Genomic DNA, 14,505 nt, shown 5'->3' with positions numbered 1-14,505 from the left:
CATAATGAAGGCCTTTATGAAGGGGTTCTCCCGACTGACCGAAGCGATTGCCGGCGGGATGCTGGCGGCAATCTTCCTTATCTTCCTTCTCCAAATTCTACTACGGTACTTCTTCACCCCAGCAGGCTGGACGCTGGAATTGATCGGCATTCTTTGGGTCTGGGTGATTTTCTTCAGCTGCGCTTTCATCGTGCGCGAACGGGATCACGTGAAGTTCGACATCATCTATCTTTCGGTGCCGATGCGCGTACGGCAGGTCTTTGCGATGCTGGCGGCCGCAGCGATCGTAGTCGGTATGCTCTACAGCTTCCTTCCGACGTGGGACTACATCGACTGGATGAAAATCCGCAAGACATCGACTGTCCGCAATCCGTTCTCCGGTGAGAAGATTCCGCTGCGCACAGTATTCTCGATTTACGCGGTATTCATGCTGGTCGTCGCAGCGCGCTACGCGTGGCTATTCTTCGACGTCATGCGCAATGGCCCACCAAAGACAGAGTTGGAACTGGTCGTTGGGTACAACGTGGTTGACGATCATCCCCGTGTCGACGTCGAAAAGGATGAGGAAGTTAAGAAATGAGTTTTGAACTTCTTTCCTGCCTGCTCGCTCTCTTTCTTCTGGCAGGCATCGGGACACCTATCGGCTATTCCATCCTCCTGGCCTCATTAGTGTACCTGGGCACGGCCGGACTGGACGTCGCCCTCGCGGGCGAGAAGATCCTGCAAGGTTTTTACAAAAGCACGATCCTGCTTGCCGTGCCTTTGTTCATCGTCGCCGCGAATATCATGAACGCTGGATCGATCACGGACCGTCTTTTGAACTTCTGCGTCGCTGCTGTCGGTCGTTTCAAGGGCGGCCTCGGGCACGTAAACGTGGTAGCGTCACTGATCTTTTCGGGTATGTCCGGCTCGGCCGTCGCGGATGCTGCTGGGATCGGGAAGATCATCATTGAAATGATGACCAAGGATGGCCGCTACAGCCGAGGCTACGCAGCTGCAATCACGGCGGCGTCGGCAACGATCGGCCCTATTATTCCGCCCTCTATCCCAATGGTTTTGTACGCGCTCGTTTCCAAGGCCTCCATCGGGTCGCTGTTCCTAGCCGGTATTCTGCCGGGCCTGATCATGGGCGTCGTCCTCATGGCGATGAACTATTATCTGGCCGGAAAGCGGAACTTTGCATTGGAAGAACCTGTTCCACTGCGCGAGTTGCCGGCTAAAACCGCCAACGCATTTCCGGCACTGCTGATGCCCGCAATCCTGCTCTACGGCATATATGGGGGCGTCACCACTCCGACTGAAGCTGCCGCCGTAGCTGCATTCTACGCCCTGCTACTGGCAGCGTTGTTCTACCGAGCGCTGACCTTCCGCGGCCTTTATCAGGTGTTCGTCGATAGCGCGCGCTCTTCCGCAGCCGTCGGGGTTGTCATTGGTGGCGCGTTCATTCTGAACTTCATCGTCATCCAGGAACAAATACCGCAGTCTATCTCGGCGCTGCTGGAGGGTTCCGATGTTAGCCCGATTGTGTTCCTGATCCTCGTAAACCTGCTGATCCTCGCGCTGGGATGCGTGTTAGACGCAACAACGATCATCCTAGTGATTGTGCCCCTGTTCATTCCAACCTGCGAGGCGCTTGGGATTGATCTGGTGCATTTCGGGGTGCTTGTCGTCGTGAACTCGATGATCGGTCTGATCACGCCGCCCTATGGCATTCTGCTCTTTGTGATCAACGCCGTGACGGACATTCCGCTACGCGAAATCATCTCGGAAATCTGGGCCTTCCTCGCGGTTCTTATCTTCGCCCTGGTGATCATGATACTGATGCCTGATTTGGTCCTGTGGTTGCCGCGTATGTTTGGATATCAGGGATAATGTGCCTCTCGGTTTCGACAACGTCGATCCCCGGTGATCTGGCCGAAAAACTAAGCACTATCGCTGACGCGGGATTCGGGGGTGTCGAATTACACGAACCGGACTTGACCGCTTTTGACGGGCCGCCATCGCAAATTCGGAACATTGCATCAGATCTCGGCCTGAAGATTTGCCTGCTGCAACCTTTCCATAACCTTGAAGGTCAGTCTGGCGGCGGACGGGAGCGCGCCTTTGATCGACTGAAGCGCAAACTCGACCTGATGAGCGAATTGGGTACGGATCTGCTGCTAATCGGGTCCGCATTCGAGGTCGATGCCGCTGCGACCGAAGAACAGGTAATCGCAGATCTTGGCGAGGCGGCCGAAATAGCAAAGGCATTGGGGTTGCGTCTGGCCTATATGGGCTTGCCATGGTCGGATCTTATTCACTCGGATGAACAGGCGTTAGGCGTCGTTGAAGCTATCGACAGCCCTTATTTGGGGTTGGCCTTGAATTCCTTCTTCTCGCTTGCCGACGGGTCCAAACCAGCCCGCCTTCGGGACATTCCCGGAGATCGGCTGTTCCATGTGCAGCTATCCGATGCACCCCGACTTGAGATGGATATTCGCAGGCTCAAACGGCACTTTGGGCTTCTGCCGGGGCTTGGGTCGCTGAACCTTGCGGGCTTTGTGCGGGTGTTGTCCCGCGCTGGGTACAAGGGGCCTTGGTCTATTGCGCGTGTCAATGAAGCAGCTCCTCAACCCGGTGGCCTGACACTGGCCCGAGACAGCTACAGGTCGCTGGTGAACCTGTTAGATGAGGTTTCCCGGACCGAACCGGGAACAGATTTCGGCATCCCGGACCTGCCGGAACGCGTCTATGCGTCAGGCTTCGAATTCGTCGAATTTACAGCCGACGAAACAAGCGGCGCGCAGCTGGCAGATATGCTGTCAGCAATGTGTTTTCGAATGGAGCGAAAACACGTAACCAAGTCCGTCGAGCTGTGGCGGCAGGGCGCGATAAACATCGTTGTAAATACCGAAAAGGAAGGTTTCGCCCATTCGGCGTTCCTGGGTCACGGCCCCTCCGTGTGTGACATGGGGTTGCGTGTCAAAGATGCGGATCAGACGGTTCAGCGAGCGACCGCGTTGGGCGCGCCGAATTTCTCACAGCCGGTAGGGACTGGGGAACTGGACATCCCGGCCATCCGAGGTGTTGGTGGCAATGTTGTCCATTTCATAGATGAGAAATCCGATCTGCATCGGGTTTGGGACATCGAGTTCGAGCCAGTCGCCAAGACCAAAGCGATCCAGCCTGCTGGTCTGCGCCGCATCGACCATCTGGCGCAGACGATGCGTAACGATGAGATGCAAAGCTGGCTGCTCTATTACATTTCGACTTTTGAGATGGCAAAATCTCCGATCGTGAACGTTGCCGACCCTTCAGGTGTTGTGCAAAGCCAAGCCATCGAGAGCCCCGAGGGCGAAGTGCGTTTAAACCTGAATGGTGCAGTTGGGCGTCGAACACTGGCGGCTTCATTCCTTGAAGACGGTTTTGGTGCCGGTGTTCAGCACATAGCCTTCCAGTCGGACGACATATTTGAAACCTCAGCCCAATTGCGGAAGTCCGGCTTTCCCAGCCTGTCCATCCCAGAAAACTACTACGCTGATCTGCAAGCGACATTCGGGTTAAGTGAAGACCTGATCGCCCAAATGCGCAGGGATAACATTCTCTACGACCGCGCAGCGGGTTCCGAGTATTTTCAGATCTACAGCCGACCTATCTTTAACGGCTTCTTCTTTGAAATTGTTGAGCGCCGATCTGGCTATTCCGGCTATGGCGCGCGCAATGCTGCGTTCCGATTGGCGGCCCAAGCGCGACACCACATGGCGGAAGGAACAACCTGAAATGAAGGCGGCACTAATCGGCCAAGGTATTGCTGGCTCCATGACGCCTGAGATGCACGAGGCAGAAGGTCGGGCGCAGGGTATCGATCTGAGCTACGGTAGGATCGACACTGCAAAAGAGCCATTTCGTGGAATGTCGGTCGCTGATTTACTGCATTATTCCGTTGAATTAGGCTGCGCGGCGGTCAACGTGACGCATCCCTACAAAGCATCAGTCATTGATCATCTTGATGAGCTTTCCAAGACTGCTGAGGAGCTTCAAGCTGTCAACGCGGTGGTTTTTTGTGACGACCGAATGGTTGGCCACAACACCGACTACATAGGTTTCCACAGTGCCTTCGGAGATTCTTTGGGATCATCGAAGACTGAAACGGTTCTCATGTTTGGTGCTGGTGGCGCGGGCAGTGCAGTCTCTTTGGCTTTGCTTGATTCAGGTGTTCGAGACCTGGAGATTATTGATCCTGACCTCCGCCGAGCGCAGGCGCTGGTCAGTCGACTAGAGGTCTTGCGCCCTTACGCAAAGATTCAGGGTTCCCCTTCGATTTCGTTGGATCGGATCGAACTTGTGGACGGAGTGGTCAACGCAACACCACTTGGAATGGACAAGTACCCCGGAACAGTCATTGAACCATCCCTGTTGCGGCCCGATGCATGGGTGGCAGACATCGTATATTTCCCGCTTGAGACACACCTACTGAGCAGGGCCCGCGCAACTGGGTTGAAAGTGATGAATGGTGCTGGAATGGCGGTTCATCAGGCTGCAGCGTCTTTTGAAATCTTCACCGGCTGCACCGCCTCAATCAGTCGCCTTCAAAACGTTTTCGATTCACTTCGTCAGCAGCGCATGCGCGAGTTTAGAGGTGCAACGGTATGACAAACGACGAACAAGCAATCCGCCAATGGTGGCGCACATCCATCATTGACATGAAACCCGGCAAGATCGCGTTTCGTGGCAACGCAATAGAGGATCTGATCGGGAACGTTTCTTTCCCGCAGATGATCTGGCTGATGGTGCGGGGCGATCTGCCCAGCGACGCACAAGCGCGTCTGTTCGAAGCCGCTTTGGTCGCAGGCGTGGATCACGGCCCACAGGCCCCCTCAATCGCGGCGGCGCGCATGGCTGCCACCTGCGGGGTAGGTCTCAATAATGCGATGGCGACTGCGGTGAACATGCTGGGCGATGTGCATGGCGGAGCAGGCGAACAATGCGCCGAGCTGTACTATGATATCTCGGAACGCGTGAATGCTGGGGCATCGCTGATTAATGCTGTTCAGGACGGTCTGGACAGCTGGCGCGAGACGTACGGCAAGATCGTCTCGGGCTTTGGCCACCGTTTTCACAAGCCCGTCGACCCGCGCGCGCCCCGGCTGATGCAACTTGTTCGTGATGCGGCAGATGAAGGCACTGTTTCGGGTCGCTTTGCTGATATCGGAGAAGAGGTTCAGGCTGAACTCGGCCGTCAACGCGGCGGTCGGCCAATTGCCATGAATATTGACGGCGCGACAGCTGTGATCTTCTGCGAACTTGGCTTTCCCGCGCCCTTGTCGCGGGGGTTGTTCTGCCTATCCCGCTCGGTCGGAATACTCGCCCACGCTTGGGAGCAGATGAACCAGGGTGGCCGCAACAAAGGGCCCATGCCCCCGAATTACTTACCTCTCTACGAAGACAGGAATGATGACACGTGAGACATCGAAATCCTTCCGGGTCGGCCTTATCGGTTGTGGTCGTATCAGCGATATCTATCTAAAAACGCTATCCAAATTCTCAAACGTCGAGGTCGTGGCTTGTGCAAGCCTTGATCCTTCGGAAAGCCGCGCCAAAGCAGATCAATACGGTGTCGCCCAGGCCTGCACACCAGATGAAGTGTTTGACGATCCGACGATTGACTGCGTTCTGAATCTGACAATTCCGGCGGCGCATGCGGAAATCAGTTTGCGCGCGTTGGAGGCCGGCAAGCACGTCTATTCCGAGAAGCCGCTGGTTATGAATCGAACGGACGGAAAGGCGATCCTGCACACTGCCACTGAAAAGGGGCTACTGGTCGGTTGCGCACCCGACACGTTTCTGGGCGGTCGTTGGCAGACCGTTCGGCGCTTGATCGATGAAGGCGCTATCGGGAAACCAACAGGGATTTTTGCCCATGTCGGGACCCACGGGACGGAGCGCCACCATCCCAACCCGGATTTCTACTATAAGGCGGGTGGTGGGCCAATGCTGGACCTTGGGCCGTACTACCTGACCGCCATGATCTACTGCCTTGGACCCGTTGACCGGGTTGCCGGAATGGCTCGGCGCACGTTTGACAAAAGGATGATCGAAAACGGCCCTCGCAACGGCGAATGGATGAATGTCGAGGTGGACACGCACTCCCTAAGCCTGCTGCAGTTCTCTTCCGGAGCAATAGGGTCGATGACCATGAGCTTCGACGTCTGGGACAGCGAAACTCCGCGGTTCGAGATCTATGGTGAAAACGGAACCATCAGCATCCCTGACCCTGACCCGGTTCATGGCGCCAACATCTTTCAGGGAGATGTCTGGCTGAAAACACGCGAAACCTCGCGTTGGTCGCATCAGCCCCGCCCAACCGGTCGCGAGGACTGGCAGGTGGTAGAAAACAAACACGGCTTCAACGAAGACAGCCGCGGTCTCGGCCTTTTGGACCTCGCCCTGGCGGCACAAGAAGGACGCCAACCCCGTGCAAGTGGAGCGCTTGCTTACCACGTTTTCGAGGTCATGGACGCAATTGAACGGGCGCCAAAATTCGGCGCCTATCAGACGATAGAAAGCCGTTGCGCGGCTCCGGAGCCTTTGCCGGTCGATTTCCTTAACGATGAGAGGAAGTAGCTGGTCCATGCCGATTGAGACACTCGACTTTGCCCAGCCATTCTTTGGCGTCCAGCACATAACTGACGAGCGCAGAATTTCTATCGAGGGTCGCGCCATCGTCCTTAACCTTGGGGGGCGAAATCTCTCTGTCGATGATCAGACCATTGCACCGCTTTCCTCTGTGATCGTGCAAGACAGCACGCTTACCGGCGTGGAACGTGCAGTCATTGTCCACGGTTTCGACGCCCATTCCAATGACAACGAGTTGTTCGCATGGGTGAAAGATACATGGCCATCTGCTTTCGATGTTCGCCAAGAGGAGCGTCTGCGTGGCGTCAGCCACTACATGTCGCCGAAGGTCTTCGTGGGTAACGTTGGACTGACCATGTACCATTCCGGCTCGGTCCCTTTGAATGTCGGATTGCATAAGGATCATCCGTTCTGCCCGGTACCAGGGTTTCGCGAAGTGCATACGCAGATCGTTGGCTTCGGCAAAATGCAGCAATGTCGCGAACGGGATGTCGAGACCCTGTATCTCGAAGAATTCATGGCCCCGGGCACGACCCACAAACCTATGTATGACGCCGAAGGCAATTATCCCTGGCATCAATACGAGACGATCACCCCCGGTATCTTCATGGCGGTGGAGATACTGCCCGAGGGCGTACGGGTCCCGGAAGCGGAGGTTGAGAATGGCTGAGAGACTTTTACCCGAAGACCTGAAGTTCGACGGCCCTTTCCCCCGGTTGTCTCGCCGTTTGCGGCTGGGCGTTGTTGGTGGAGGACGGATCTCGGACACGCAAGCAACGGCTGCGCGCATGACCGACCGGTGGGAGGTCGCCGCAGGCGCGCTCAGTTCAGATACCGAGCGCAGCAAGGCGCGCGGGGTCGAGTGGTTCCTGCCGGCCGACCGGTGCTACGCGTCGTTCGAGGAGATGGCACAGGCCGAGGCGGCGCGCCCAGATGGCGTAGATGCCGTCATGATCACGACCCCAAACCACGTTCATTTCGGCGTGGCCAAAGCGTTTCTGGAAGCGGGCATTGACGTGTTGTGCGACAAGCCCCTGACCAACGAAGTGGCCGAGGCCGAGGGGCTTGAGGAGATTACCGCGCGCACGGGACACATCTTTGCTGTCGGTTATGTGATGTCATGTTTTCCGGTGATACGGCAGGCCAAGCAGATCGTGGCCGACGGGGGCATCGGCAAAATCAACCAGATCCATGTCGAGTTCATGCAAGACTGGATGACGCCCGAAGATGTGGCCGATGCGCCTCATGTAAAGTGGCGGCTGGACCCCAAGATTTCTGGTCCAACCAGCTGTGTCGGCGATATCGGCACCCATGCCGCGCATCTCGCCAGTTTTGTTTCCGGCCTGCCCTTGACCGACCTGCGGGCCGAGTTTCATGTCTGCGGCGCGCCAAAGCCTTTGGAAGACACGGTGTTCATGTTCACCCGTTACCAAAATGAAGTCCCCGGAACCTTGATGGCAACACGCCTTGCCCCCGGAAACCGGGGTGGGTTGCGCCTGCGCATATTCGGGAACGAAGGAGGCCTCGAGTGGGACCTAGAGAACTCGGAGCGGCTGAAATTCAATCGGTTTGGTGAACCGGATCAAATCATCAGCCGAGGTCTCGGGCATGGTATCGGACCCGGCGCAGAACGTTTGATCCGTACCGCGCGCGGCTTCCCTGAAGGGATTATCGAAGCCTGGGCCAACCTCTATACGGAACTTGCGATGGCCGTAGCCGCGCGTCGGGATGGCGTTACCGTTCCGGCCGATTGGCTTGCTTATCCCAGTGTCGAACAAGGCGCAGACGGTGTTCGATTCATTGACGCCTCTGTGCGCTCTCACCAGTCCGGAGGGGACTGGGTCACTCTCTAAGGGTCTGCCTACACGAATGTAATACACGCCCGGGCCGTTGCCCGGGCGTTTTCATTTCCTGTTCAGTATTAAAGTTGATATTTTAAAAAATATCAGATATTTTTGACTACGTGTGATGAATTTTAGATTCGCAGACACGTGGAGCTGTCGTTCATGGTGAAACCCGAAGAGGCTGGCGCAAGCCCCTCTCTCTACTCCTTGGCGCATCTGACGCTGATTGGCTGTACGCCGCCCGAGTTGGTCTATATCGCCGCACGGGCCGGTTACGATGCCGTCAGCCCCCGATTCATTCCGATGCATGTGCCCGGCGAATTCACTCAATCCCCAATCGACAAGGCACAGGTGCAGGCCACCAAAACGGCTCTCTCTACCACCGGATTGAAGGTCCTTGATGTCGAGCTTGCACGCATCACCGAAGATGTCGATCCACGCAGTTTTGAGCCTTCTCTTGAGATTGGCGGGGAGTTGGGCGCCAAACGCATGATTATGAGCGCGTGGACAAACACCCGCGATGATCGTGACTTTCTGATCGACGTCTATTCCGAAACCTGCGAACTGGCAGCGCCCTACGGATTAACGGTGGACTTGGAGTTCCCGAGCTTCTCCCGCTTGCGCACGCTGGATGAAGCACTGGACATTGTCCGCGCCTCTGATCAGCCCAACGGCGGTATTCTGGTCGATACGCTCTACCTGCACCTCAGCCGCGTAGATCTTGGTGAGCTGTTGCACGTTCCCTCGGACCTGTTTCACTTCCTGCATATCTCTGATTGCCTGCCCGGCATCGCCGATACGCGTGAGGGCATGATCCAACTGGCCCGCGATGCGCGGCTATATCCCGGTGAGGGATGGATCGATTTCACCGGCATCATCGAACGGATGCCACCCGTCGACTATTCCATCGAACTGCCCAACCAAAGCCGCGTGGCCGAGTTGGGATATGAAGAACACGCGCGTCGCTGTCTCAGCCACGCCAAGCGAACATTCGGCGAGGCGCGGTCACAGCGTCGTATGCCCAATGCTGCAATTCCAAAACACCAAGAGGATCATCATGGGCAAAGAGCTCACTGAAAACGACCGCAACATGGCGGCCGATATGCTGGCACGCGCCCGCGCTGCCATGGCCGAGATCGAGGATTGGGATCAGGGCAGGTTGGACCGCCTGTCTCAGGCCATTGCGTGGTATGCGGGGAACGAGAAAACCTTCACGCGTCTAGCCCAGCAAGGCGTGGACGAAAGCGGTATCGGAGATCGCGAAGGGCGTCCTGCCAAGCGATTTAAGATTCACATGGTGTTGCGTGACGTCTTGCGGACACCATCGACCGGGATCGTCGAAGTAGACGAAGAAAAGGGTCTGGTAAAATATGCCAAGCCTGCCGGTGTGATCGCATCTCTGATTCCGATGACCAATCCAGCGATGACACCACCGGTGACCGGTGTTTCCGCCGCCAACGCCCGGAATGCTGTTATCTTCAGTCCGCATCCGCGAACCGCTCATACCACCTTTGAGATGGTCGAGGTCATGCGAGCGGCCTGCCGTGCCGCTGGTGCCCCCGAGGATCTGTTTCAATCCATTCGCAAACCGTCGATCCCATTGACGCAACATTTGATGGAGATCTGTGATCTGACGCTGGCAACGGGCGGCAAGCCCATGGTCAAAGCCGCGTACAGTTCAGGGCGCCCGGCCTTTGGCGTCGGCGCGGGCAATTCATCCATCGTCATCGATGAGACTGCCGACCTGGACATCGCCGCTCAGAACACACGAATTTCCAAGACGTCTGACTTTGGTTCGGGTTGTTCGGCCGACGGTAACATCATCATCCAGCGCTCGGTTTACGACGATATGGTCAAGGCGCTTGAGGCCGAAGGTGGATACCTGTGTTCGACCAAAGAGAAGGCCATGCTCGAAGCTGCCATGTGGGATGAGAAAGGAAACCGTACCTTCCCGACTATCGCCTGTCCGCCTCAGCAAACGGCCAAGGTCGCCGGTTTCTCGATCCCCGAAGATCGCAAGTTCCTGATGGTTGAAAATCAGGGGCAAATCGGGCCGCAGCACAAGTTCTCGAAGGAAAAACTGACCACGCTGATGGCACTTTATCACTTCGACACATTTGATAACGCGCTGGAAACGGTCAGCCAGATTTACAACACCGGAGGCAAGGGCCATTCCTGCGGCATCTATAGCCACAATGACGATCACATCGACCGGTTGGCGCGCCTGGCTCCGGTCAGCCGCATGATGGTTCGACAGCCTCAGTCCAAGGCCAATGCGGGTGCCTGGACCAATGGCATGCCTATGACCAGCAGCCTGGGTTGCGGCATCTGGGGAGGCAACATCACCAATGAAAACGTCACCATGAAACACATGATGAACTACACCTGGGTCAGCCGTCCCATCCCCGAGGATCGCCCCTCGGAGCCGGACCTGTTCGGTGAGTTCTACGGACAGGAGGTCGCGTGATGGACGGAGCGAAATTGGACGGCAAGACCGTTGCCGAACACATCGTCGACTTTCTCGAACGTCGCGAGGTCAAGCATGTATTCGGCCTGTGCGGCCATACGAATATCGCGGTTCTGGCCGCGTTGGCGGAAAGCCCCATCGATTTCGTCACCGTACGGCACGAACAAATCGCCAGCCACGCAGCGGACGCATATGCCCGCGTGACGGGCAAGGCCTCGGTGGTGCTGTCCCACCTCTCCCCGGGGCTGACCAATTGTGCAACCGGGGTCGCCAACGCCGCCCTGGACTGTATCCCGATGGTCGTGATCGCGGGCGACATTCCAACGCACTACTACGGCAAACATCCACATCAGGAAGTGAACCTGCACGCAGATGCTGCCCAGTGGGAGATCTATCGTCCCTTTGTCAAACGCGCCTGGCGGGTAGATCGGGCAGACCTGATGGCCGAGATTCTGGAAAAGGCGTTTCATCTCGCCGAAAGCGGCCAGCCCGGCCCGGTGCTGGTCAACGTGCCGATGGACATCTTCTCCGAGGTGATCCCCTCGGACAGTTTCGACCGTATCCGCGACAACACGCGCGCGCTCAAGAAACCGTCGATTGACGATGAAACAGCGCGAGAGATTGTCGAAGCGTTGGCTAAAGCCGAAAACCCTGTCGCTTATATCGGTGGTGGTATTCTTCTGGCACAGGCCAGCGAAGAGTTGCGAGAATTCGTTGAACATATGGGCCTTCCAGTCGCGCATTCCCTCATGGGTAAAGGCGCGTTGCGAGACGACCACCCGCTTGTGCTGGGAATGACCGGGTTTTGGGGCACCGAGCTGGTCAACCAGTCTTGCCTGAATGCGGATTACATCTTTGCGGTTGGAACCCGGTTCAAAGAGGCCGATTGCTCCAGCTGGTATCCTGGTTACACGTTCAACATTCCTGACTCAAAGGTCATCCATATCGACATCGAACCGCAGGAGATTGGACGGAACTATCCCACCGAGATCGGAGTGGTTGCTGACGCCAAGGCCGCTTTGCGCGTCGTCAACCGAGTTGCCCGCGAGATGTATCCTGAGGGCTTCAAACGCCCCGCGCTGGAACAGAAGATCACCGACTTTCGAACGGACTTCAAAGCGCGCAACGTGGACATGGCGACCTCGTCGTCCTTTCCGATGATGCCCGAACGTATTTTGGCAGATACCCGCAAGGCACTGCCCGAGGATGCCATTATCACTACGGACGTGGGATGGAACAAGAACGGCGTCGGACAACAATTTGATATCCTGGCACCCGGTTCAATCCTGACCCCAGGTGGATTCGCGACGATGGGCTTTGGCCCTCCGGGAGCGATCGGCGCAAAACTGGCAGCCCCTGACCGTGTGGTGATAAGTCTTGTTGGCGATGGGGGGTTCGGTCAGAACCCGTCGATGCTGGCAACCGCGGTCGAGCTTGATCTGGGCATCATCTGGCTGGTTATGAACAACAACGCCTTCGGCACTATCGCGGGCCTTCAAAAGGCGCATTACGGTCTGACATACGGGACCACGTTCCCTGGATCAGCCGCAGCTCCTGCGAACGGACCGGGTTATGCAGATATTGCAAGAGCTTATGGTGCAGAAGGGCACAGGCTCAGTGCTGCTGATGAATTGTTGCCCGCATTGGAAGCGGCAATCGCCAGCGGCAAACCAACCGTTCTTGATGTCCCAATGATCAACAACCCAACACCAACGACCGGACATTGGAACATCTTGGACATATACTCACCGGACAAAGAGGTATCTCACGTCGCGACTTGACGAAACTGGGCGCGTTCAGACGCGCCCAGTTTCTTGTGTCAATGTTCATCCGTGTTCGAGCAAATATCAACAGCTCCGTCGCGGCGCGGTCATCGTTGTTGTGTGTCTGAACTTTTTTGTTGGTTAGTTATTCTCAACGAAGCACGTGAAATAATGTCAAATTGCAATATCACTGAAGTATGTGCGTTCTTAGCGTCCAAGTTTTCTCTCTCGCAGCGAATGGCAGATTCGACGGGATGCGCCGCAGCATCACCAACAGGCGGCCACCGGCAGCTTAGGGCCGGGCGCGTCGTTTAGGCCAAGGCGCTTATTAGCTACCCGGGACGTGTCTGTTTTTTGACGGCGGCGAGCAGTAAATGCCTAAGAAAGAAGGCCCGCAATGACGCGAGCCTTCTTTTGGCGGATGGGTCATCGACTATGCGTCGAGAAACCTTTTCGCGCTCGGCAGGTGGTGCATCAGCACGTAGTAGGTCAGACCCGCCGGGATCAGACTTGCATACCAGGAGATCCCCGAAAAGATCAGGGCCGCGACAACTCCGACACCCATGGCGATCACGGCAGCCCAGTTCACGCCGTTATAGGGGCCTTCCAGATCATAGAGCTTGTCAAGATCAAGCGTCTGTTTGCGCAGCACGAAGTAATCGACGACAAGGATCGCGAAGATGGGACCTAGGAAAGCCGAGTAGGTCTGAATGAATATGCTCAGGCCTGCCGCGGACTCATCTTTTACAAGTTCCCACGGGAAAGTGCAGAAGGCGAGCAAGCCGACGATCACTGCAGAGGTTTTGAATTTGATCTTGAAGACATCCATCAGCGCATAAGCGGGAGGGACGACGTTGTTCAGGATGTTCGTTGTGACCTGAGCAAAAGCAATGAACAGGAGCGTTACGACCAGCAGCAGTTTGTTGTCGACAGCGCTCGAAAACACCTTGATTGGATCAACTTCACCGGTAGCACCGGACACCATCAGCCCAATGAGGCCCATGAAAAGTGTCGCCGGCAGGATCGAATTTGCATAGATCGCGACCTGCCTTAGCGGCCCAACGCTCCGACGCAATTCGCGCGAATAGTCCGATACGTTCAGCATCATCGTACTGTAGATCCCAAGGAAGAGCATGGTAGCCCCCCAGAACGGTGCACCCCAGGTGCCCTCGACATTTACCAGATTGGTCGAGATTTCTTCGCCGTATTTGTTGATGACGCTAAAGAACATGTAGATCAGCGACGCGATGATGAAGATCGATCCGATATTCTCGAGCCACTTGATCCCGTGAAACCCAAGCACCGAAAGACCGATCTGAAGGAACTGGAAGCCGATAAAGAACGCCCACATGTTCGAATAACCGAGGAGCGTTTCCGACACGAGGTTGAGTGCGCCCGCGCCGATCCAACTCTGGAACCCGAACCAGACGATAGCGGGAACCGAACGCACCAGCGCCGGAATCCGAGTGCCCGCAAAGCCAAAGGCGGACCGGGCCTGTACCATGAACGGAATGCCATATTTGTGACCGGCCTGACCGTTGATCATTAGCGCGAGCCCGATCACCGTGCAGCCGATGGCGATAGCGACAAAGGTCTGCAGGAGGTTCAGCGTACCGACCAAGCCCGACCCGATAGTAAATGTTCCGATGGAAACACATCCGCCAAGCCACGCGAAAAGATAGGACCACGGGTCCATGATCCGCGTCTCTTGCGGTGCCAGGCTCTCTTCCCCGATCGCCTTGTGTTCGATATGGGTTACGTGATCGTCGTGCGACATAGCGACCGTGTCGGCCGTGTCTGATTTGATTGTCATTTT

12 protein-coding genes are annotated in these 14,505 nt (G+C 56.5%); 11 read left to right on the top strand and 1 reads right to left on the bottom strand.

Annotated features, from left to right (window positions below):
- The first annotated feature begins 4 nt into the window (after positions 1-4).
- From ACR0M9_RS13545 to ACR0M9_RS13495, 11 genes are all read left to right on the top strand, one after another.
- The gene (locus tag ACR0M9_RS13545) at positions 5-580 is read left to right on the top strand and encodes a TRAP transporter small permease (RefSeq protein WP_480483576.1); all 576 of its coding nucleotides are present in this window, start codon (positions 5-7) and stop codon (positions 578-580) included.
- Positions 577-1,872 (top strand): TRAP transporter large permease, encoded by a 1,296-nt coding sequence (locus ACR0M9_RS13540; RefSeq protein WP_170753386.1) that lies wholly within the window; start codon positions 577-579, stop codon positions 1,870-1,872. Before ACR0M9_RS13545 ends, ACR0M9_RS13540 begins: the two co-directional genes overlap by 4 nt.
- A complete protein-coding gene (locus ACR0M9_RS13535; RefSeq protein ID WP_480483575.1) occupies positions 1,872-3,758 on the top strand; it encodes a bifunctional sugar phosphate isomerase/epimerase/4-hydroxyphenylpyruvate dioxygenase family protein in 1,887 nt (628 codons plus the stop codon). The genes ACR0M9_RS13540 and ACR0M9_RS13535 overlap by 1 nt, the downstream gene beginning before the upstream one ends.
- Positions 3,688-4,632, top strand: coding sequence for a shikimate dehydrogenase (locus tag ACR0M9_RS13530; protein ID WP_480492853.1), 945 nt, complete (start codon positions 3,688-3,690; stop codon positions 4,630-4,632). Before ACR0M9_RS13535 ends, ACR0M9_RS13530 begins: the two co-directional genes overlap by 71 nt.
- Positions 4,629-5,444 carry a citryl-CoA lyase gene (locus ACR0M9_RS13525; RefSeq protein ID WP_480487955.1) on the top strand — a complete coding sequence of 272 codons (816 nt, stop codon included), beginning with the start codon at positions 4,629-4,631 and terminating at the stop codon, positions 5,442-5,444. The genes ACR0M9_RS13530 and ACR0M9_RS13525 overlap by 4 nt, the downstream gene beginning before the upstream one ends.
- Positions 5,434-6,603 (top strand): Gfo/Idh/MocA family protein, encoded by a 1,170-nt coding sequence (locus ACR0M9_RS13520; protein WP_480773851.1) that lies wholly within the window; start codon positions 5,434-5,436, stop codon positions 6,601-6,603. Before ACR0M9_RS13525 ends, ACR0M9_RS13520 begins: the two co-directional genes overlap by 11 nt.
- A gap of 7 nt (positions 6,604-6,610) precedes the next feature.
- Positions 6,611-7,285 carry a hypothetical protein gene (locus ACR0M9_RS13515; RefSeq protein ID WP_480483571.1) on the top strand — a complete coding sequence of 225 codons (675 nt, stop codon included), beginning with the start codon at positions 6,611-6,613 and terminating at the stop codon, positions 7,283-7,285.
- The gene (locus ACR0M9_RS13510; protein WP_480487961.1) at positions 7,278-8,468 is read left to right on the top strand and encodes a Gfo/Idh/MocA family protein; all 1,191 of its coding nucleotides are present in this window, start codon (positions 7,278-7,280) and stop codon (positions 8,466-8,468) included. Before ACR0M9_RS13515 ends, ACR0M9_RS13510 begins: the two co-directional genes overlap by 8 nt.
- A 138-nt stretch (positions 8,469-8,606) precedes the next feature.
- Positions 8,607-9,536, top strand: a complete 930-nt coding sequence (locus ACR0M9_RS13505) for a sugar phosphate isomerase/epimerase family protein (protein WP_480773850.1) — start codon at positions 8,607-8,609, stop codon at positions 9,534-9,536.
- The gene (locus ACR0M9_RS13500; protein ID WP_480773849.1) at positions 9,517-10,926 is read left to right on the top strand and encodes an aldehyde dehydrogenase family protein; all 1,410 of its coding nucleotides are present in this window, start codon (positions 9,517-9,519) and stop codon (positions 10,924-10,926) included. The genes ACR0M9_RS13505 and ACR0M9_RS13500 overlap by 20 nt, the downstream gene beginning before the upstream one ends.
- Positions 10,926-12,707 (top strand): thiamine pyrophosphate-binding protein, encoded by a 1,782-nt coding sequence (locus ACR0M9_RS13495; RefSeq protein WP_480773848.1) that lies wholly within the window; start codon positions 10,926-10,928, stop codon positions 12,705-12,707. Before ACR0M9_RS13500 ends, ACR0M9_RS13495 begins: the two co-directional genes overlap by 1 nt.
- 415 nt (positions 12,708-13,122) lie before the next feature.
- Here the strand turns inward: ACR0M9_RS13495 and ACR0M9_RS13490 are convergent, their stop codons facing one another.
- A complete protein-coding gene (locus ACR0M9_RS13490) occupies positions 13,123-14,502 on the bottom strand; it encodes an NCS1 family transporter (protein WP_480773847.1) in 1,380 nt (459 codons plus the stop codon).
- Positions 14,503-14,505: the final 3 nt, after the last annotated feature.

This window comes from Ruegeria sp. CH2, from assembly GCF_056537065.1.
The sequence above is the reverse complement of the archived record's forward strand: the minus strand, read 5'-3'. Positions and strand labels throughout refer to the sequence as shown.

What these genes read in the sequence shown, in the direction of transcription:
- ACR0M9_RS13490 (WP_480773847.1), bottom strand. Translation starts at nt 14,502, where the DNA reads ATGACAATCAAATCAGACACGGCCGACACGGTCGCTATGTCGCACGAC.
- ACR0M9_RS13510 (WP_480487961.1), top strand. Translation starts at nt 7,278, where the DNA reads ATGGCTGAGAGACTTTTACCCGAAGACCTGAAGTTCGACGGCCCTTTC.
- ACR0M9_RS13520 (WP_480773851.1), top strand. Translation starts at nt 5,434, where the DNA reads ATGACACGTGAGACATCGAAATCCTTCCGGGTCGGCCTTATCGGTTGT.
- ACR0M9_RS13500 (WP_480773849.1), top strand. Translation starts at nt 9,517, where the DNA reads ATGGGCAAAGAGCTCACTGAAAACGACCGCAACATGGCGGCCGATATG.
- ACR0M9_RS13530 (WP_480492853.1), top strand. Translation starts at nt 3,688, where the DNA reads ATGGCGCGCGCAATGCTGCGTTCCGATTGGCGGCCCAAGCGCGACACC.
- ACR0M9_RS13535 (WP_480483575.1), top strand. Translation starts at nt 1,872, where the DNA reads ATGTGCCTCTCGGTTTCGACAACGTCGATCCCCGGTGATCTGGCCGAA.
- ACR0M9_RS13495 (WP_480773848.1), top strand. Translation starts at nt 10,926, where the DNA reads ATGGACGGAGCGAAATTGGACGGCAAGACCGTTGCCGAACACATCGTC.
- ACR0M9_RS13545 (WP_480483576.1), top strand. Translation starts at nt 5, where the DNA reads ATGAAGGCCTTTATGAAGGGGTTCTCCCGACTGACCGAAGCGATTGCC.
- ACR0M9_RS13540 (WP_170753386.1), top strand. Translation starts at nt 577, where the DNA reads ATGAGTTTTGAACTTCTTTCCTGCCTGCTCGCTCTCTTTCTTCTGGCA.
- ACR0M9_RS13525 (WP_480487955.1), top strand. Translation starts at nt 4,629, where the DNA reads ATGACAAACGACGAACAAGCAATCCGCCAATGGTGGCGCACATCCATC.
- ACR0M9_RS13515 (WP_480483571.1), top strand. Translation starts at nt 6,611, where the DNA reads ATGCCGATTGAGACACTCGACTTTGCCCAGCCATTCTTTGGCGTCCAG.